This is a genomic window from Streptomyces sp. NPDC038200 (assembly GCF_055600785.1).
On the sequence record NZ_JBVJYH010000023.1, the window covers coordinates 1 to 17,759 of the forward strand.

General features: G+C 70.4%; 20 protein-coding genes and 1 pseudogene. 9 read left to right on the top strand and 12 right to left on the bottom strand.

Translation table 11 applies throughout. From position 1 onward, the window contains the following. Positions 1-700 precede the first annotated feature (700 nt). Complete coding sequence (locus ACZ7KF_RS34375; protein ID WP_471084451.1) at positions 701-859, top strand: hypothetical protein; 159 nt, start codon at positions 701-703, stop codon at positions 857-859. 71 nt (positions 860-930) lie between these two features. Continuing rightward, positions 931-1,293, top strand: coding sequence for a hypothetical protein (locus tag ACZ7KF_RS34380; protein WP_471084071.1), 363 nt, complete (start codon positions 931-933; stop codon positions 1,291-1,293). Positions 1,294-1,350: 57 nt separating this feature from the next. On the opposite strand, the gene ACZ7KF_RS34385 is transcribed toward ACZ7KF_RS34380, so the two are convergent. The 5 genes from ACZ7KF_RS34385 to ACZ7KF_RS34405 form a co-directional block, all read right to left on the bottom strand. Then, a complete protein-coding gene (locus ACZ7KF_RS34385) occupies positions 1,351-1,776 on the bottom strand; it encodes a DUF3592 domain-containing protein (protein WP_471084073.1) in 426 nt (141 codons plus the stop codon). Positions 1,777-1,917: 141 nt separating this feature from the next. Further along, entirely contained in the window at positions 1,918-2,787 is an 870-nt protein-coding gene (locus tag ACZ7KF_RS34390) for a class II glutamine amidotransferase (RefSeq protein ID WP_471084075.1), read from the bottom strand. Between the two features lie 245 nt (positions 2,788-3,032). Continuing rightward, positions 3,033-3,896 carry a hypothetical protein gene (locus tag ACZ7KF_RS34395; RefSeq protein WP_471084077.1) on the bottom strand — a complete coding sequence of 288 codons (864 nt, stop codon included), beginning with the start codon at positions 3,894-3,896 and terminating at the stop codon, positions 3,033-3,035. A gap of 289 nt (positions 3,897-4,185) precedes the next feature. After that, entirely contained in the window at positions 4,186-4,731 is a 546-nt protein-coding gene (locus tag ACZ7KF_RS34400; RefSeq protein ID WP_471084079.1) for a hypothetical protein, read from the bottom strand. Between the two features lie 142 nt (positions 4,732-4,873). Beyond that, entirely contained in the window at positions 4,874-5,779 is a 906-nt protein-coding gene (locus ACZ7KF_RS34405) for a LysR family transcriptional regulator (RefSeq protein ID WP_471084081.1), read from the bottom strand. 135 nt (positions 5,780-5,914) lie between these two features. Here ACZ7KF_RS34405 and ACZ7KF_RS34410 point away from each other — a divergent pair, with 135 nt between their 5' ends. Then, complete coding sequence (locus tag ACZ7KF_RS34410) at positions 5,915-6,652, top strand: flavodoxin family protein (protein WP_471084084.1); 738 nt, start codon at positions 5,915-5,917, stop codon at positions 6,650-6,652. A gap of 157 nt (positions 6,653-6,809) precedes the next feature. On the opposite strand, the gene ACZ7KF_RS34415 is transcribed toward ACZ7KF_RS34410, so the two are convergent. Next, complete coding sequence (locus tag ACZ7KF_RS34415; RefSeq protein ID WP_471084087.1) at positions 6,810-7,151, bottom strand: hypothetical protein; 342 nt, start codon at positions 7,149-7,151, stop codon at positions 6,810-6,812. A gap of 228 nt (positions 7,152-7,379) precedes the next feature. Then, on the bottom strand, positions 7,380-8,567 hold the full coding sequence (locus ACZ7KF_RS34420) for an FAD-dependent monooxygenase (protein ID WP_471084090.1): 1,188 nt from the start codon (positions 8,565-8,567) through the stop codon (positions 7,380-7,382). A gap of 101 nt (positions 8,568-8,668) precedes the next feature. Here ACZ7KF_RS34420 and ACZ7KF_RS34425 point away from each other — a divergent pair, with 101 nt between their 5' ends. The 3 genes from ACZ7KF_RS34425 (at position 8,669) to ACZ7KF_RS34435 (ending at position 10,788) form a co-directional block, all read left to right on the top strand. Further along, entirely contained in the window at positions 8,669-9,385 is a 717-nt protein-coding gene (locus ACZ7KF_RS34425; RefSeq protein WP_471084093.1) for a TetR/AcrR family transcriptional regulator, read from the top strand. 230 nt (positions 9,386-9,615) lie between these two features. Next, on the top strand, positions 9,616-9,927 hold the full coding sequence (locus tag ACZ7KF_RS34430) for a hypothetical protein (RefSeq protein WP_471084096.1): 312 nt from the start codon (positions 9,616-9,618) through the stop codon (positions 9,925-9,927). A gap of 207 nt (positions 9,928-10,134) precedes the next feature. Next, positions 10,135-10,788 (top strand): hypothetical protein, encoded by a 654-nt coding sequence (locus ACZ7KF_RS34435; RefSeq protein WP_471084099.1) that lies wholly within the window; start codon positions 10,135-10,137, stop codon positions 10,786-10,788. A 219-nt stretch (positions 10,789-11,007) separates the two neighbouring features. Here the strand turns inward: ACZ7KF_RS34435 and pdxR are convergent, their stop codons facing one another. Further along, positions 11,008-12,348, bottom strand: coding sequence for a MocR-like pyridoxine biosynthesis transcription factor PdxR (gene pdxR, locus ACZ7KF_RS34440; RefSeq protein WP_471084426.1), 1,341 nt, complete (start codon positions 12,346-12,348; stop codon positions 11,008-11,010). Between the two features lie 319 nt (positions 12,349-12,667). Between pdxR and ACZ7KF_RS34445 the strand changes: the two are divergent. Continuing rightward, a pseudogene (locus ACZ7KF_RS34445) lies at positions 12,668-13,171 on the top strand (MFS transporter); the annotation flags it as partial. 153 nt (positions 13,172-13,324) lie between these two features. On the opposite strand, the gene ACZ7KF_RS34450 reads toward ACZ7KF_RS34445, so the two are convergent. Further along, positions 13,325-14,452 carry a hypothetical protein gene (locus tag ACZ7KF_RS34450; protein WP_471084102.1) on the bottom strand — a complete coding sequence of 376 codons (1,128 nt, stop codon included), beginning with the start codon at positions 14,450-14,452 and terminating at the stop codon, positions 13,325-13,327. 349 nt (positions 14,453-14,801) lie between these two features. Between ACZ7KF_RS34450 and ACZ7KF_RS34455 the strand changes: the two genes are divergently transcribed. Beyond that, entirely contained in the window at positions 14,802-15,101 is a 300-nt protein-coding gene (locus ACZ7KF_RS34455; protein ID WP_471084105.1) for a DUF7336 domain-containing protein, read from the top strand. 178 nt (positions 15,102-15,279) lie between these two features. Here ACZ7KF_RS34455 and ACZ7KF_RS34460 read toward each other — a convergent pair whose 3' ends face one another. After that, entirely contained in the window at positions 15,280-15,450 is a 171-nt protein-coding gene (locus tag ACZ7KF_RS34460; RefSeq protein ID WP_225826492.1) for a DUF5670 family protein, read from the bottom strand. A 244-nt stretch (positions 15,451-15,694) separates the two neighbouring features. Between ACZ7KF_RS34460 and ACZ7KF_RS34465 the strand changes: the two genes are divergently transcribed. After that, positions 15,695-15,868: a CsbD family protein gene (locus tag ACZ7KF_RS34465; RefSeq protein ID WP_471084108.1), complete on the top strand. Its 174-nt coding sequence runs from the start codon at positions 15,695-15,697 to the stop codon at positions 15,866-15,868. A gap of 105 nt (positions 15,869-15,973) precedes the next feature. Here ACZ7KF_RS34465 and ACZ7KF_RS34470 read toward each other — a convergent pair whose 3' ends face one another. After that, positions 15,974-16,438 (bottom strand): hypothetical protein, encoded by a 465-nt coding sequence (locus ACZ7KF_RS34470; RefSeq protein ID WP_471084111.1) that lies wholly within the window; start codon positions 16,436-16,438, stop codon positions 15,974-15,976. A gap of 654 nt (positions 16,439-17,092) precedes the next feature. Beyond that, positions 17,093-17,689, bottom strand: coding sequence for a TetR/AcrR family transcriptional regulator (locus tag ACZ7KF_RS34475; protein ID WP_471084114.1), 597 nt, complete (start codon positions 17,687-17,689; stop codon positions 17,093-17,095). Positions 17,690-17,759: the final 70 nt, after the last annotated feature.

The following is a 17,759-nucleotide window of genomic DNA, read 5'->3' on the forward strand; positions in this document are numbered from 1 at the left end:
ACGCCATCCCCCATATCCAGCGTCAAAGAGTCCGACCACCCCCATCATGCCCCACCCAGCTGCAGCAACCAGTCACACCTAACGTAATTGTCCGCCGCTACCGTCCGCGACAACACCCCACTCCGAACCACCCCACGTGGCCCCCTATGCCCCATATAAAGTCACACCAGGCGAGAGATGGCGTGCGCGCAAGAAGGCCACGAAAGTCTAATTTGGGGACGCCGAATTACGCGCCGCCCGGCGACAATAGGGAGTGAGGAAAACCACTCCGCCATCGGCGCTCAGGGGTGCGAGGACCAAGGGCCCGGGGCCATGCCGACCCCGCCCCTCACCCCGGGGAGACCACCGGAGAGGCGACCGGGACCGACCTCGTCGGCCACGGATCAACACATCAACGCCCCTGTGGAAACCCCCAGTTGGCATAACCATACCCAGATGGCTGTAGCAGCAACCCGAGTTGAAAGAAACACCAGGCCGCAATATCCACCAAACCGGACACATACCCCACACCCGGTCGTCCGTATGCTCCACCGGACAGGCACAAGGGTATGTTCAACGCACATTGCGACCGGCCCAGGGATGTGTCGTCGGCTCCAGGCACACCAGCGACGCAGCTGCCCCTGGTGGCTACCGAACTTGATTGAGTGATGTCGGTGCCGTTCGCCTGACAGCTGGGTGTCGGCACCAGTAGCCCCGGGCTGTGAGGTACGCGCAGGGCGGCGGGCTGACCGACGCCCAGAGAACCACACGGGAGCTGTTACGGCTCCAGGCCGTGAAGCGCAAGCTGAAGATGCTGCAGTACCGACCGGAGACCGTCGACGGCTGCCTCACAGGCACCGATCTGGCCCTGAACAGGTGACCGTGACTGTCGTCGTCGGCTGAGCCGGCATGGGTCGAAGCCCAAAGCTGCTGGTCAGCTACCGTGACGGCATGACCGACAGCCTGCCCGATGACGTAGCCGACGTGCTTGACCTCGTCCTGGACTCGGTCGAGCCCGTTCACGTCGCACTCCGACGGCAGGTTCCCCGGCTCAGGGTGCGATCCCGCTGCAAGTGCGGGTGCGGCACCGCCTATTTCGAAATCGACACCGACAAGGTGGTGCCCGCACCGACCGGCCCCGGCAGCGTCGTCGCCGCCGCCGTACAGCTCCTCACCGAAACCGGCGAGTGCCCTGGCGAGGTCCTGGTGTTCGCCCAGGGCGGTTATCTCTCGTGGCTGGAGGTCTGCTCGTGGAGCGATGACGTCGAGGTGAGTCTCGCCGCGGCGCGGCGGTGGCTGAAGTCACCCTCGTGAACCCCAGCCGGCGGCTTCCGGGGTCTGCTGCCGATCCGTCAGGAGTCCTGCCTCGGCTCAGAAAGCGAGCAGCCGGACAAGCACCACGGTCACCGTGCCGACGGTGACGATCGACCCCAGCACCGTGAACAGCACGTCGATCGCCTTGATGTCCCAGCCCTCGATCGCGAACCGGCGAGGGTTCTTGGGGTCGTAACGAACCGTCACCTGCGCCCCGACGCCGAATCCGCTTCGCATGGTTCCCCGCCCGAACCGGGAGGCGTACTCGTGCGTGCTTCCGTCGTCCGCCGTCCAGGCCGCCACCGGGTGGTAGTACGTGGCACCCTCGTCGTCGCGCCGGGTCTCGTGGCGGACGATCCATGCCTTGGCATCGACGCCTGTACGGCGCAGCACGCTCGCACGGTGAAGACCGAACACGCCGAAGGCAAGGAAGACCACGCCGATCGCCAGGGGTATCAAAGAGAAGAGCCATTCGCGTTCCACGTCTCCACCGACGCGTGTGCCGGGCTTTCGGTTGCGCAGCGACCACCGGTGATCACGGACAGGGCGCGCTCGCCACGTCAAGCGCAGTGGCCACCCCGGCTGACCACCTTGGTGTACAGCCGGCCCCGGCGGCCCGCACGGCTACGCGGCTCTCTGGGAGGCGGCTGCCTCAGGCCGCAGGTCACCGAGGGTCAGCTGGTGGGCCGGGACATCGGGCAGGATCACTCGACGGTTGATGCGCAGGTCGGGGCCGACGTGAAAGAGTTCGCCCGGCTCCATCGGGCGCCAGTGGGGATTGTCGTCCATCTGCTCGCTGGCGACGATGACGGCGGGGCGGTCGGCCAGATCGGCGGAATGGATACGCATGCGGCCGTGGCTGCCGCTGTGGTCCAGATGCCGGCTTCTGTGCTGGCCACCCGCCGGCCGCTCCAGGACGTACAGCTCATGGGTCTCCGGATAACGCAAAGCCCACAGCTGGTCAGGGGTGACAAGGATCAGGTTGAGGGCGTAGACGGGCAGGTTCCGGGCGATCCAGGAAGCGGCCTGCTCGATACCGGCGGTGACGTCCCCTTCGTGCCGGTGCGTCTCCTTGGTGATCAGAGCGAAGAACCGCTCGGAGTCCGTGTCGCCCTTGACCAGTGACCGCTCATCGCCCAGGTGGTCATCGAGCTGGTCCAGGCCCTCGATGACTCCGTTGTGCGCGAACAGCCGCCCCTCTTGCTCGAAGGGATGGGTGTTGCGGGCGTCGAGGCTGCCCGTGGAGGCGAAGCGCACGTGGGCGATGAAGGTGGCGGACTGCGCGTGCCGGGCATCCTGGGCGAAAGTGCGGTCTCGGTAGGCCGCGATGGGAGCCTTGTCGATGTGCGGGGTGCCGTCGCCGGTGAAGTACCCCAGGCCGGTACCGTCCGGGTCTTGGCGGCTCTGCAGGCTGAGGCTGTCGGGTGCGTCCAGCAGCCAGAACGTGGCGTGGGTACGGTTCGGGGCGCTGCTGAGGCCGAACAAGCGACACACGGGCTTCCTCCCTCGATCGCCGTACCAGCCAATTGTCGCAGGGGGCGAAGGGCACCGGCCACTTCTACGCCTTCGGCGTCCGCTGCCTCCCCTGGATTCCGGCGCCGTGCCTCGTGGTGCCCCGCACAGTGCAGCGTTGCCCCGTGGCCGGGTCAAGCGAATCACGGCCGGGTGCGCGACCGCTCACAGCGGGGATCGGTCCGGGACCGGCCCCGGACCGATCCACCGGAGGGGACGACGGCTTGCTAGCGCCAGTCGGCTTCCAGGTCATGGGAGTCGGTCTTGGTGAGCTGGGCCAGGCCGGTGCCGTCGGCCCGGACCAGGTAGAGGTGTTCCGGGTCCGCGTCGTCGCCACCGCCTCTGGTGAAGACCAGACGGCTGCCGTCCGGGGACCACGAAGGGTTCTTGTCGTTGAAGCGGGCGGCGGTGATGCGATGCAGTCCGGTGCCGTCGGGGCGGACGAGGTAGAGGCGGGCGAAGCCCGAGGAGTCCACGCGGCTGAAGGCGATCCTGTTGCCGTGCGACCAGTCGGGCGTCCAGTCGTGGGACCCGGAACCGGTGACCGGCGTCTGGGTCAGAGTGGAGAGCCGGATCCGCATCAGCCTGCTGTGTCCGCCCGCGTCCGCGCGGTTGAACGCCAGGTACTTGCCGTCCGGGGACCACGTCGGATGGAGGTCGTCCGCGGCGGTGTGAGTGAGCCGGGTGGCGGGAGTGCCGTCGATGTCGGCCACATAGATCTCACGCTGGGTGCCGACCGGCTTGGCGTAGGCGATCCGCTGGCCGTCCGGGGACCAAGCCGGGTCGGAGGCGCCCTTGGTGCCGGGGACGGCCTTCAGGCCGCCGCCCGTGGCCTTCGTCGTCCAGATGCCGTCGATGCTGCCACCGGATCCGTAGCGGACGAAGGCCACCCGCTTGCCGTCCGGGGACCAGCTGGGCATCACGTCGCTCACGGTCGCGGTGTGAGTGAGCTTGACGGGCGTGCCTCCGCCGGAGGAGATCGCGTAGAGGTCTTCGACGGGTGCTGCCGCGGTGTAACGGGCGAAGACGATCCGGTGCTCCCCCGCCGCCCCCGCGTCGGCCGCGGCGTCGAGGGTCAGGGGTACGGCCATGGCGAGCGCGGTGGCGGCCAGTGCGGCCCGGCGGCGCCGTGTCGTGCCGTTACCGTCGGTCCTGCCGCGTCTTCGAGCGCTGCCGGCGGTTCTGCCGTTGCCGGTTCGGTGCTGTCGCCTCGTCAAGGTCTCCACCCCGTTCCCTCCCTGCGGCCCGCCGCGGGCCGCTCCGGCCGGTAAACATCCCACCCGGCGGAGCTCGGGGGAAGCCGCGGCACCTGCCGGTACGAGCCCTGTGACAGGTTCCGTACACCGCTGTCACATGCGGTGCGAACGCGCGGTGGCCGGGTCAGGGCGCCTCGGCCGTGAACCCGGCGATCAGCTCCGCCGGATTGGCGGCCGACGTCAGCGCGAACATCGCGTCCGGGTCGAACATGTCGTACAGGATCACGGGGACCGGCCGTCCCAGCACTTCCACGAGCCGGCCGCTGTGGTGGAGGTGCCGAGCCGCCGCGACGCACACCTCGTAGAACCACTCGACCAACCGCTCGTCGCGATCGTCCGTCTCGTCGTCGTCCTCGTACCAGAGCCCCCGCGCCTCGGCCTCGCGCCGGTGCGCCAGCGCACCGTCGGGTTCGCGCCCGACACTCCTGACCCCTTCCAGCCCTGTCTCCGGAAAGAACGCGTAACTCCAGCGCGCCTCCCAGGCGTCCGAAGCCGTCTGCGCCGACACGCCGGCGTCGGCCTCGGTCGTGTAGCCGATCGCCACGTACGGGAATCTCGGGTCCTGATCGACGCTGTCGATACGGAACGTCACGGCGTAGATCCCACTGGCCGCCGGAAACTCACCGACGACCTCGCCGACGGCCCGTTCCACGTACTCCTGAAACGCCATGTGGCCCCTCCTCCATCAGGTCGGAGATCATAGACAACGCGAGGCGAGGAACGGCCTGGCGTCGGCACCGGACGACCGCCGTCGGGGAGCCCGGCCGCCGGAGCGGGACGGTCACGGCGAGGCACATCACGAAGCACAGCACTCAGTGATCAGGGGAAGGCGACTCTGCCGAGGCGTTCAGCAGCAGGTCGCGTAGTGCCGCCGCGGTGTCCGACGGCTCGGTGGAGGTGAGGACGACCTGGTCGGCGGTGGTCGAAGGGCCGGTGAGGGGGATGATGCGCAGGCCGGGTGGCTGGTGGTCGAGTGCGGATTCGACCGTGATGCCGATGCCCGTTCCCGCCGCGACATGAGCGGCGATGGCGTGCACGCTGTCGGCGGTTCTGATGATGCGCAGGTCGGCTCCGCCGATGCGGAAGGCGGACAGGAGGCGGTCGCAGAGACCGCTGTTGATCTGGTGGGGCCACGTGAGCAGGTCGGTGGTGGACAGTTCGGACGCGCTCAGCTCGGCGTGCCCGGCGAGGGGGTGGGTCGCGGGTACGAGCGCCATGAACCTCTCGGTGGACAGCACCCTCGCGCGGACGCCCGTGACGTCGTCGGTGGCCCAGCCGATGCCCAGCCCGATCGTCTCCGCCCGCAGCGCGGTGAGCTGGGCCGTCGTGGGCATGGTCTCCGGCACGATCGTCACGTCGGGGAAACGGTCGCGCAGTTGCGGCAGGCAGCGCAACAGCAGCTGGTGGCCGGTGTATTCGGCATGGGCGACAACGAGGGTGGTGCCGGCTCGGTCGCCGGCGGCCAGGGAGCGTCCTCGCTGCCGGAAGCGGCGCAGCTGGGCCAGGGTGGCGTGGGCGTCGGGCAGCAGCGCTTCGCCGAGATCGGTCAGTGACACCCGGCGGCTGGTGCGGTGGAACAGCCGCCCGCCCAGGGTGGTCTCCAGCCGCCTGACGGCGTCGCTGACGGTGGGCTGCCCCCGGTGCAGACGCGCGGCGGCGCGGCCGAAGTGGAGCTCTTCCGCGACCGCGACGAACGCTTCCAGCTCGATCCTGTCCATGGGGCCAGGCTAACGCGATCGATCGGTGCGACCGATCGCTGCATGCCGAAGTTCGGCGTTGATGCCGGGCCGTACGGAGGCTGTGATGGCTGGGCGAGCAAGGACGTTCCCCTGGCCGGAAGTAAGGGAAAGCACATGACAGTCCATGACGTTGACCGTGCGCAGGACGCGCCGATGGTCACGGTGACGGTGGTCCACCACTCGGTGCACGGGCACACCCGGGTACTGGCCGAGCACCTCGCCGACGGGGCGCGGCTGGTGCCGGGCGCCCGGGTGCATCTCGTGGAGATCCGGCCCGAGGACGTCCGCGAGGGCCGCTGGCATGACGCGGAGGTGCTGGCGCTGCTCGAGCGCTCCGATGCGATCGTCTTCGGCTGCCCGACGCTGATGGGCAGCGTGTCGGCGGTGTTCAAGGCGTTCATGGAGGCGGCGTTCACGCCGTTCACGACGCAGGCGTGGAAGGACAAACTGGCCGGAGGCTTCACCATGTCCGCCTCGCAGAGCGGCGACAAGCTGGTGGTCCTGGAGCAGTTGGCGGTCTTCGCCGCGCAGATGGGCATGCAGTGGATCGGCGTGGGCGACATGCCCGGCAACAACTGGAGCGGTGGCGCCCGCGACGATGTGAACCGGCTGGGCTCGTGGCTGGGCCTGATGAGCCAGAGCCATGCCGACCAGGGGCCGGAGCAGGCCGGTTCGCGCGGCGACCGGATCACCGCGGAGCGGTACGGCGAGCGGATCGCCCGGCTGACTCAGCGTTGGGTCAACGCCGTGCCGTACGACACCTCCCGGATGACCGAACACGAGGCCCGCGCCCTGTCGGCCTCCCTCAGGGAGACGGAGGACGCACCGGCAGCGAGGCACACCGCTCGTTGAGGGCCGAGACGGTGAACGGGGGCCGGGCGGCGGGCGGCGGGCGGCGGGCGGTCGAGTGCCGCTGACTGCGGACGCCCCCGCCACCGGGTACGCGTTCGGATGCGCGGGCCGCCTGTCGGTGCCGGTGCCGGTGTCGTTCACGCCCGGCGCCGCGCGGTCATGCCGGGACGAAGCTCGGCCACCAGGGTGGGACGTTGCCCGGGCACAAGGGGGCCGGGTAGGAGGTCGGCATGCCGAGCCATGTCACGAGGAACCAGATGAACCCCAGGGTGAGGACGAGCCCCGCGGCCAGTGCTGCCCTGGGGTGACGTCTTCCGAGGGTGCTGTGCAGGATCACCCACGGAACCGCAGCGGCGATCCATACGAGCGGGGCGAGGAACAGCAGGGTCATGCCGTCGGCCGCGGCACTGCCGCCGATGTCACAAGCGGCCCACGCCCTCCCGATGGCGGTGAGGGACACCACCGCGGTCAGCGCGCCGACGAGGACGCCGGAGCCCACTCCTCTGAGCCTGGGTCTCGGAGGACTCGACGGCCCTGCCTCCACGATCGCCTCCCTCCCTCGCCGTGGATGCGGAGCGTACCAACACCGGGAACAGCCCTCCGGACTCCGGTCCGTACCGGCCTCGGTGACAGCCGCCCTCGTCGTGCCGCATCGCATCACGTCGTGCCGCAACGGATCGAGCGGTGGGGACACCGGTCTCCCCCGTCCCTCGGTGGCTCGAGGGAGTCAACGACCGGCGGGGCGATGATCGGCGGGATAGTCGGGCAGGGCCACGGTGCTGCTCACTCTCTCCCCCATCCTGAGCATGGCGTTCAGGAGTACGGGGCGGGACAGCAGGGTGTTGCGCAGACGTATGCCCGCGGCCGAGCCGGGGGCGAGGAACTTGCCGGTGCGCCCGCCTCCCGCCTGGCAGCCTTCGGCGTACTTCCGGAGCCGGGACTCGTACCGGGAGAAGGCCGTGCGGTAGTCGCCATGAGCCCGTGCGAGTTCGCCGGCCAGCACATAGGCGGCCACCACCGCGGTTCCCGTGCCCATGCCGCCGATGGTGGCCCCGCAGGCGGCGTCCCCGACGAGGCACACGCGCCCCCTGGACCAGGTGTCCACGTCCACCCGACTGATCGAGTCGAAGTACAGGTCGGGCGCCTGGTGCAGTGCGTCGAGCAGGCGGGGCACTTCCCAGCCGAGGCCCTTGAACGCACCGTCGATCAGGTCCTTCTGCGCTTGCGGGTCATGGCGGTCGTACGACAGCTGTGGCGCGGCGAACACGAAGAAGGCGCCCGCGCGTGCCGGATCCCGGTGGTGGGCGCCGACGGACGCCAACCGTCCGGGCACGTTGAATCCGACCGAGCCTTTCTCCAGCGCGAGATCGTTGGGCAGTTGCCAGGTGGCGGCGTAGTGGCCGAGGTGGCTCACGTAGTCCTCCTCGGGGCCGAAGGCGAGGCGGCGGACCTGGGAGTGCAACCCGTCCGCGCCGATGACCAGGTCGAAGTCGCGCGAGACTCCGCCCTGGAAGTCGACCCGCACTCCCGTGGAGGTCTCGGTGAGCCGGGCGACGGAGTCACCGAAGACGTACTCGGTGCGGGGAAGGCTGCGCTCGTACAGGACCCGGGCCAGGTCTTCGCGGAGCACCTCCACCTCGCCTCCTGCGAACTCGGCCGGCAGGCGCAGCAGTGTCCGACCGCCTTCGTCGACGAAACGCATCGGGCTGCCGCCGGTCTGGATACGGCGCAGTGCGGGAAGCACGCCCATGCGGTCCAGCACGGTCAGGTGCGTCGTGCCGCGGAAGTCGACGGCGTGGCCGCCCTGACGCGGGGCCGGAGCCAGTTCCACGACGGTGGGATCGAACCCGTAGCGGCCCAGCCAGTAGGCCAGCGCGGGACCGGCGACGCTCGCGCCGGAGATGAGGACGTTCAACGGAACCCTCCGATCAGAAACTGTGTCCGATGGACACTAAAGGCATTGTGTACTTTGGACACGGTTACTTCGTCAAGACCGGGCAGGAGAGGCGGCAAGCAGTGAGGGGTGATCAGGCCGAGGTGGCGCGGTTGCTCTGGGGCCCGCGTCCCAAGCCCACGCGAGGCCCCCGGCCGACGCTCGATCTCGACCGGATCGCGCGGGCCGGGATCGAGATCGCCGACTCTGACGGCCTGGCCGATGTGTCCATGCAGCGGGTCGCCGCCCAACTGGGCGTGACCAAGATGGCGCTGTACCGCTATGTGCCGGGCAAGGCCGAACTGGTGGCCCTGATGGTGGACGTCGCGATCGGCCCGTGCCCCGCGGCGGTACGTGAGCACTCCGGCTGGCGTCGGCAGCTGGAGGAGTGGGCACGCCGGCTGCTTGCGCACTTCTGCCGTCACCCCTGGGTGCTGGATGCGACGACCGGGCCGCGCGTCCCGGGCCCCGGGGAACTCTCCTGGCTGGAGGGCGTCGTCGCCGCTCTCCACGGTTCGGGACTGAGCGGGGCCGAGCAGATGGACGCGGCCGTCCTGCTCGTCGGGCACGTACGCGCCATCGCGCAGCAGGCGCGAGCCGCGGGGCCCGCCGGCAAGCCCGAGGCCGGCCTCGGTTCTGCCCTCACCGAGCTGATGCGGGCGCACGGCGAACGGTTCCCCGCTCTCACCGCCGCCCTCGCCTCGGCAACTCGGTCCGGCGGACAGGACCAGGCGTGGGAGTTCGGGCTCCAGCGCATCCTGGACGGCCTGGCCGCCCTCATCGACCAGCGCGGGCGCTGAACCCGACCGCGAGGGTCCGTCCCCCAACCGAACGGGCTCGTTTCGCGTCCTTCTCGGAAAGTCCGGCTCCGGGTCCATCCGGTGCGGAGTCATCGCGGTCCCGGAGAAGCCTCATCGACACGTTCACTGCCGACCGGCTCGGTCGCACGGCGCCGCCGGCCCGCCTCAAGGGAAGGATCGGCGCCTTCCTGACGGGCACCGTCGCGGGTGTCCTGCTGACCGTTGGCGTCGTGACCGCGCTGTGGTGGCCGCAGACCGAAGTGACGTACCGGAGCACCGCGCCCGCGTCACCCCTCTACGACGACCGATCGCCGCATTACCTGGGGCTGGTGCACGAACACACCCTGTCCGGACGGCACGCGTACCGGATGGTGATCGGCCGGGACTCCGGCCTGTCCTACGGACACTGGGTGCACGTCTCCCCGGACCTGGGGGCCCTGGGCATCAAGTCCGTCACCTGGACCGAGTCCGGAGTGCGGGTCCGATTCCCGACCGGTCACGAGGTCTTCGTCCCCGCCCGCTTCTTCTTGTACGGGAGGTGACCGGCCGTTCGCCGGCCGCCGCGTGCTGCTGGGCCTCCGAGCCGGGAAGCCGTCCGGTTGCGGCGAGGGCCTCGGCCGAGGGTGTCGTTGGCACCACCCCCGATCCGGTGCCAAGGCCCCGCGACACCGGGCCCGGCCGTCGGCAGGATTCATGAGGTCGGCGCACGGGCCGACACGGATCCCACCCACGGACTCGGGGGAACTCTCATGAAGGAAAGCTTCGCCAGGCGCCTGACCGGCGTCGCCGGTATCGTCACCGCGGTCGCCCTGATCATCGAAGTGCCGTTGTACTTCGTCTACTCGGGCCCGCCTCCGGACGCCAACGTCCTGACCAGGCTGTTGCTCGGCATCGTCGGCCTCACGTGCCTGGCCGTGTTCGTGACCGCGTTCCGGGAACTGGTGAGGCAGACCCGGCCGGACTACGAGTGGGCCGGGTCGCTGGCCTTCGCCATCGGTCTGGTCTACACGGCGATCGCCCTGGTCTCGACCGGGCTGGAGGCCGGTGCGGTGATCGCCGTCGACCACCCGATCGATCCGACGATCACGGTCAGCGGCACCTACGTCCTCTACGGCTCGATCTCCCGGCTGCTGCTGGCGCTGGTCCTGGCCACACTGGGGTACGTCGTCTCCCGCACGGCTCTGCTGCCCCGCTGGATCGGCCGCTCCGCGTACATCCTGGCGGCTTGCAACCTGGCGTTCGTGCCGTCCGTGTTCTTCGGCAACACCCCGGCCCACTTCTACGCGGCCAACGGCTGGGGCACGACCGCGCTCATGGGGGCCCTGTTCAGCTACTGGCTGCTGGCCGTCGGCATCTCCACGTACCGCAGCTCCACCCGCTCCCACGTCCCGGTCGCAGCGTAGCCCCTGGCCAGGGCCGACGGGCGGGGCCCCACGCGGGCAGACCGTGGACGTCGCCCGGGACCCGCAGGTCCTGGGTGACGTCTCGGTGAGTGCCGGCAGATCGGCGTCTTTCGGTGCACGAACTCGACCGCCACCGCCTGAGTTCCACCGGGGACGCCCTCCGGGGCTTCCCCGACCGCGACTTCGAGCGGCTGAGACCGCCCGGCCGCCGGCCACCCCTCACCCCGAACGCACCGCGACACGGATGTTGCGGGGCACAGGGCCGCCACGGGCGAGGCTCCAGCAGGACGCCCGTCCCTCCAACAGGTCCCCCACCAGCACGATGCCCTCCATCGACCGCTCGGGCAGGTCTCCGAAGCCCAGGACGAGTTGGGGCGGGTCGGGCGCCCCGGAGGTGCGGTGGGCGCTCATGCCGTGGAGACCGACACGGCGGGCGCGGGCCGCGGCGATCAGCGCCTGCTCGTCCGTCCCGGTCGGCTGATGGGCCACCGCGTGGAAGCCCGCCGCGAGGCCGGTCAGGCGTACGGCCGGGGCATGGGCGGACAGGGCGCTGCGCAGTGCCGTACGGCGGGCCGCGTACAGCGTGCGCATGCGGCGCGGGTGACGGTCGTGGCGGCCTGACTCCAGGAGCCGGGCGAGGGCGAGCTGATCGAGCGTGCGGGTGCCGCGGTCGGCGATCCGTTTCAGTTCGGTGAGCGGTGCGGTGAGCGCGGGCGGGGACAGCAGCCAGCCGACACGCAGGGCCGGGGCCAGGGACTTGCTGACCGTGCTGATCGACACCACACGGTCGGGTGCCAGACCTTGCGGCGCGCCGACCGGTTGTCTGTCGTAGCGGAACTCGGCGTCGTAGTCGTCCTCGACGACGTACGCGTCGTGGCGCCGGGCCCAGGCGAGCAGCGCGTGCCGGCGTTCCGGGGCGAGGACGACTCCGGTGGGCCACTGGTGGGCGGGGGTGACGATGACGGCTCGGGCGCCGGTCGCCTCCAGCGTGGTGACGTCGATGCCGTGCGCGTCGACCGGGACGGGGACCGAGGTGAGTCCCGCCGCGCGCGTGGACGCGGCCGTGGCTGCCGGGCCGCCGGGGTCCTCGTGGGCGACGGCACGGACGCCGGCGTGGGCCAGGACCTGGAGGGTGAGGGCGAGTCCCTGGGCGTAGCCGGAGCAGACGAGGGTGTGCGCGGGGTCGGCGACGGCCGCGCGGACCCGGCGGAGATAGGCGGCGAGCACCTCGCGCAGGGCACGGCTCCCGCGCGGGTCGCCATAGTCGAGGTCTGCGGTGGGCATGGTCCGGGTCGCTTCCCGGACCGCCCAGAGCCAGTCGGCCCGGGGAAAGCGGGCGAGGTCCGGGACGCCGTGCCGGAAGTCGGCGATCAGGTGCGGGGGTCCGTCGGCCGGTTCCTCCTCGGGCGGGGGCACGGTGGTGGGTGCGCAGGGAGCGACGCGGGTGGCCGAGCCGACGCGGCCGACCGGATAGCCCTCGGCCTGCAGTTGGGCGTAACACTCCTGGACCAGGCCACGGGACAGGCCGAGGGCGCGGGCGAGTTCACGGGAGGAGGGCAGCCGTCGCCCTCACCGAGTCGCCCGGTGCGGATGTCGCCCCGCAACTGCCGCTCCAGCTGGGCACGCAGCTGTTCGCCGCTGCCCCGGTCGACGGTCAGCAGCAGCTCGGGCGAGAGACCGGCCCACTGCACAGACATGAAATTGGATCTTACCGGGGGGGCCGACCGGGACCTAGCGTCGACGGCATGACGAACTCCCCTGCCCGTGAACGGACTTCGACAGCCCGGCCGTCCTTGCTGAGCCGGGCCCTGCTGCTGCGGTTCGTGAGCGTGGTGGGCGCGACGGTGAGCTTCTTCCTGCTGCCACCGCCGTCGCCTCCGGCATTCTGGTCGCCTTTCTGCCGCTGGCGGTCCCGCACGGGTCCGGCGTCGCCACGGTGGCCCTGCTGGCACAGAGCACCGCCTCGACCGTGGCCCGTTGGGCGGCTGGGCGCTACGGCGACCGCCGGCGCCCGGCACGGCTGGTCGTACCGGGGCTGCTGGTGTCGGCCGCCGGTCTGTCGGCTCTGGCTGTGATCTCCAGCCCGGTCGCCGTACTGGCCGGCGCGGTGGTCTTCGGCACCGGCTTCGGCATCACCCAGAACGCCACGCTCACCCTCATGTACAGCCGTGCCTCCCGTCCGTCGTACAGCACGGTCACCGCCCTGTGGAATCTCGCCTACGACGGCGGCATGGGCGTGGGCGCCGCGGGTTTCGGCCTCCTCGCGGCGTACACGGGGTACGCGTGGGGGTTCGTGTCGACGGGGGTGCTGATGCTGGGCGCCCTGGCACCGGCCGTACGCGACCGGCGAGCGGATGAAGATCACCACCGCGTACACCGCTAGCCCGTCTCCTCCAGGTCACCGGCCGGGAACGGGCAGGAGGACCGCCGTCCACTGGGCACGTCCGCGGCCGGCGGAGCAGCCCTGGAGGCCGCTTTCCATGATGCTGGTGAAGACGTCCTCGTCTGCGATGCCGATGCGCCGGACCGCGGGAGCTCAGCGGTCGGTCGCCGCCGCGGGCGCCGTGGTGGACCGTTCGATCAGGCCGTGGACCTCCTGGTCACCGTGCGCGTCCATGGGCGTGGAGTAGTCGCCGACGGCCCAGAAGGCACCTGAGTCGCCGGCCGGTGCCACATCGTAGAAGGTGTAGGACGGCCATCGGGTGTCGCCGTCGGGTGCCGACGCTCCGTCTTCCTTGGTCCAGGCGGTGCCGTCGTAGTGCCAGAAGACCGGCTCCGCACGGGCGGGTTCGGTCTGGTCGTTGCCGGTGACCCACAGCCCGCCACGGCCGTCGGGAGCGATCGCGTGCACATAGAGGCCGGCCAGCTCTCCGGTGACGTCCTCCCACGCGCTGCCGTTCCAGTGGGCGACGCTCGGCACGGGCGGGCCGGCGTCGGGGCCGTCCGCCCACCCGGCGACATAGACGCTGTCCGATGACACGGCGGCGATCTTTGCGGTGTCCGTACCGGCGTGTACGGGTGCTTGGTCCAGCAGCGTCCACGTGGTGCCGTCCCAGTGGTAGGTCACCGAGTGGCCCCCTTGCACCGGGTACCGCATGCCGGTGGCGTACGCGTCGTTCGCCGAGAGAGCGTCGATGTCCCGGATGTCCACCTGGGCCGGCAGCGCGAAGGTGTGCCAGGCGCCGTCGGAGTAGGTGGAGAGCGCGTTCCCGCCCTTGAAAAGACGTCCGGGGACGGCATCGATCGGCACCTCGGGCCAGGAGTCGTCCGCGGGGCCCACCGTGGGAACACTGCTCCAGTGGTCCCCGTCATAGTGCACGAGCCGCTGATCCCGGCCCGTCGTGCCGTAGGCCCAGACGTCGTCCGCGGACACCGCGCTGACCGCTGACCATTCCCAGACGTCGGGGAGTCCGGGCGCGGTGTCCTTGCTCCACTTCGCGCCGTCCCAGCGCATGATGACACCCTGGCCTCCCTTCCTTCCCACCGCCCAGGCCAGATCGTCATCGACGGAGGAGACGGACATGAGGGACCCGGCAGGGCTGTCACCGGAGAGGGAGACCTCCCAGCCGGATGCCGGTGCCGCGGTCGCTCCGCCGGCCGTGAGCACCGTGGAGGCGAGAGCCAGTGAGGCGACCACAGCGCGCGTGAGGTGCCGTATGCGCATCGATGAGAGTCCTTAGTGGTAGGGGGCAAGGCCTCGCGGACGACGCATGGGGGCGTCGTCCGTCGTCCGTGCACAGGACTAGATCAACGGTGATGTCGGATGGTTGTAGGAATCTGATCAAGAAAAACTGGTGTCGGTGAAGGCCGACTTCACGACGGACCAAGGGAGTTCACGCGGTCCGTGTACGGGGGCGGCGATGCGAGCCGTCGCCGGGGACACCGCGTCCGCCACCGCACTCGGGCCGGCGTCAGCGTTCGAGAACGCTCTCACTCTTCACCGCTCCGGATCGACGTCAGACGGGGTGCCGCGCTGGAACGGGACGGCCTCACATCGGGGATAGCCTGCGGCGATGAAAGTCTATCTCCTGTGGCATGTCGGACATCAGAACGAAGCCGGCGATGGCGGTACCACCTTGCACGCCGATGGTCCCACCGTGTACATCGACGAGCAGGACGGCGACGACGCGAAGTTGCTCGGCGTCTACTCCACCCTGGAGAAGGCCGAGGAACGCGTGTGCCGAGCACGGCTCCAGCCGGGCTTCGCCGACGAGCCGGACTGCTTCGTCATCGACGAGTACACCGTCGACGAGGACGAGTGGACCAGGGGATTCGTGCGCGTCGCCCCTGATGTCACCGCTCACGACGGCTGATCCACGCAGACGGCCGTGCCTGCGGCGCGTCCGGTACGCCCGATCTCTTCCCGCCGTCCCGGATCGGGGTGCCGTCTCACGCCTGAGGGGGCCCGGCCGTGTTCGGCCGGGCCCCCTCTCCACTTTCACGCGGGGCGTGCGCCCGCGCTCAGGCGTCTTCGCCCACCAGCGGTACCGGCTACCAGCGGTACCAGCGCCCCTTGCGGCCACCACCGCCCGCGGGCCGGACGACGAAGCCGAGCAGCCACACGACCAGGACGATCACCGCGATCCACCACAGCGCCTTCAGAGCGAAACCCGCGCCGAAGAGGATCAGAGCCAGCAGAAGAACCAGAAGCAGGGGAACCATTGTTATCAACCTCCTGGCCACCGAATGCCCTTATCCCAGCCCTACAAGCACACAAAATCCAAGTTATTTCTACAGCGTGAGGGGCATGCGCTCCGTGCACGATTCCCCCTCTCCGGCATCTCACGCACCGAGGTCTCGCAGAACGCGTCACGCGATGTACCGCTCTGACCTCGGGTTTACCGGCACCGTGACGGGTCATGCGCACAGCCAGCACCTGACACCGCAACCAAGGAAGGTGAACAGCATGGCCGCCAGCGAGAAGGTCCGGGCCAAGGCCGAGCAGGCAGTCGGCAAGGCCGCCCAGGCAGCCGGACGAGCCACCGGCAACGAGAAGCTGATCGCCAAGGGCCGCGCGGCCGAGGCCGCGGGCGACGCCCGCGAGGCCAAGGAGTCGCTCAAGGACACCGGCCGGCCCTGATCGTCGCGGAGTGCCTGTCATGGGGGCGGGGTCCCGGAACCGGGGCCCCGCCCCCATGCCGTGCCCCGCTCGGCCCGTTGCGTGGCTCGGCCCCGAGGGTGCGCCTCAGATGCGGAGAGGCCCGGGGAAGGCGCCGTGGCCGACACCCGGTGCGGTGAGGGCCAGCCAGCCATGGCCGCGCACTGCGGTGTCCGGGCCGACCTCGCCGGGGTCGACCGAGAGGTGGCCGCAGGCGGAACGGGCGCCCGTGGTGCCCACGTTGGGCGGGGCTTCGTCGTACTCGGGGTCGAAGTCGGGGTCGTCGACCGCGAGGGTTTCCCAGGGCAGCGGGTCGCCCTCCCATTCGGGGTCGCTCTCGGCAGCGTACTGACGGATGACCTGACCGTTCTCGGCGACCATCCACACGTCGGAGCCACCGGCGTCGTCCAGGAAGAAGAACTGGGCCTGCCCGCAGTGCGCGCTGACGCGCTCGACGGTCTCGACCATGCCGTCCCAGGGGTCGCCGACGAGCAGGTCGAAGGCACCGAAGACCAGGCGCCAGCCGTCCAACTCCGGGGTGACGTTCTTCATGTGGCAGCACAGTAGCCCCGGACGCCGACACTCCCTGCGGGGGCCGCACACGAGGACGGCTCACGCCGTGCACGCGGCGGGTGCGGGTGCTCGGGGTTGGGGCCCGGCGCCACTGCGGCGGACCCGGCGCGGCGGGGGCGGCGACCCGATGCCACGGCAAGACCGGTCGGTGACGGCCAGGCCGATTCCTCACGGGCCACGCGCGGCCCGCTCGACGGCCCTCCTCCGCGTTCCGGACGACCTGGGTCTCGGTGCGGGCCGGTTCCCGACTGCGGCCGGCCGACCGCGGCAGCACACCACCCGTTCGGCGCCGCATGCGCGCGCCGGGGCGGGGCACTCAGCGGGGGCATGGTGAGTACCCGTGGAAAGGAATGCCGCGGCCGAACCCAAGTCCGGCCGCGGCATCGCCCGTGGCCTGCGGCGGTCCTCGCTTCGGAGAGCAAGGGGCCGTCCCGACACCTCGTTCGGTGTCTGCGGGCACTCCGGTCTGAAACCACCATCCCGTCCGGAGCGAACTCGATCCCGACGTGCGACGCCTCCAAGGACGCCGGAATCGCCTCGACTAGCGCGTTCTCCCCAGAGCCGGCCACGGTTGACGGAACGCACGCACAGCGGCGATGACAGCAAGCCCCGGGTGAAGTGCGGGTGCTGTGGTCACTCGTTGCCGCGCTCCTCGCGGCGCAGGAGTGCCAGTTGGTGACGCACGGCGGCCGCCACCCTGTGTTTGTCGTCGGTGGCGAGAAGGTCGAGCAGCGCCCCTCGCAATACTGCCAGCGTGAGGGTGCGGCGGGCGGCGCCTTCCTCGCCGTCTCGTTCCGGCTGCGGCTGACAGGCGGCCAGGACGTCGAGCCAGTCGTCCACGGTGGACCTGGCGAACCCGGCCCAGGGTCCGTCGGGCTCGACGAGGGAACGAGCGTACGCCTCGGCCCACAGGCGCAGCAGCGGGCGGTGCCCGTCGGCGGCGAGCCACGTCCACACCTGCTCCGCTGCCGGAACCAGGCCGGCCGGAGGGTCGCCCTGGCGGAGGCGTGCCAGGAGTGCCAGCTCATCGGCGCGGGCCCGCTCCAGCAGCGCTCGCACGAGCCCGTCCTTGTTGCCGAAGAGGAACATCAGCACCCGCGTACTGGAGCCGATGGCCTCGGCCAGCGGGCGCAGGGACAGATCGGCCAGTCCGTGGGTGAGCGCGTACTCGTATGCGGCTTCGAGCAGCTGTGTCTGGCGTGCGGAGGGGTTTGCCGTCTTCGTGGGCATGGGCCTAGTCTAAATCGACTGACACGATCGTGTCAGTAACTTATGGTGATTATTGATTCCGGAGAGTGTG

Excerpts from the sequence above, each read along its gene's own strand:
- ACZ7KF_RS34380 (WP_471084071.1), top strand. The coding sequence starts at position 931 with ATGACCGACAGCCTGCCCGATGACGTAGCCGACGTGCTTGACCTCGTC.
- ACZ7KF_RS34395 (WP_471084077.1), bottom strand. The coding sequence starts at position 3,896 with ATGGCCGTACCCCTGACCCTCGACGCCGCGGCCGACGCGGGGGCGGCG.
- ACZ7KF_RS34400 (WP_471084079.1), bottom strand. The coding sequence starts at position 4,731 with ATGGCGTTTCAGGAGTACGTGGAACGGGCCGTCGGCGAGGTCGTCGGT.
- ACZ7KF_RS34405 (WP_471084081.1), bottom strand. The coding sequence starts at position 5,779 with ATGGACAGGATCGAGCTGGAAGCGTTCGTCGCGGTCGCGGAAGAGCTC.
- ACZ7KF_RS34410 (WP_471084084.1), top strand. The coding sequence starts at position 5,915 with ATGACAGTCCATGACGTTGACCGTGCGCAGGACGCGCCGATGGTCACG.
- ACZ7KF_RS34435 (WP_471084099.1), top strand. The coding sequence starts at position 10,135 with ATGAAGGAAAGCTTCGCCAGGCGCCTGACCGGCGTCGCCGGTATCGTC.
- ACZ7KF_RS34450 (WP_471084102.1), bottom strand. The coding sequence starts at position 14,452 with ATGCGCATACGGCACCTCACGCGCGCTGTGGTCGCCTCACTGGCTCTC.
- ACZ7KF_RS34455 (WP_471084105.1), top strand. The coding sequence starts at position 14,802 with ATGAAAGTCTATCTCCTGTGGCATGTCGGACATCAGAACGAAGCCGGC.
- ACZ7KF_RS34460 (WP_225826492.1), bottom strand. The coding sequence starts at position 15,450 with ATGGTTCCCCTGCTTCTGGTTCTTCTGCTGGCTCTGATCCTCTTCGGC.
- ACZ7KF_RS34465 (WP_471084108.1), top strand. The coding sequence starts at position 15,695 with ATGGCCGCCAGCGAGAAGGTCCGGGCCAAGGCCGAGCAGGCAGTCGGC.
- ACZ7KF_RS34470 (WP_471084111.1), bottom strand. The coding sequence starts at position 16,438 with ATGAAGAACGTCACCCCGGAGTTGGACGGCTGGCGCCTGGTCTTCGGT.
- ACZ7KF_RS34475 (WP_471084114.1), bottom strand. The coding sequence starts at position 17,689 with ATGCCCACGAAGACGGCAAACCCCTCCGCACGCCAGACACAGCTGCTC.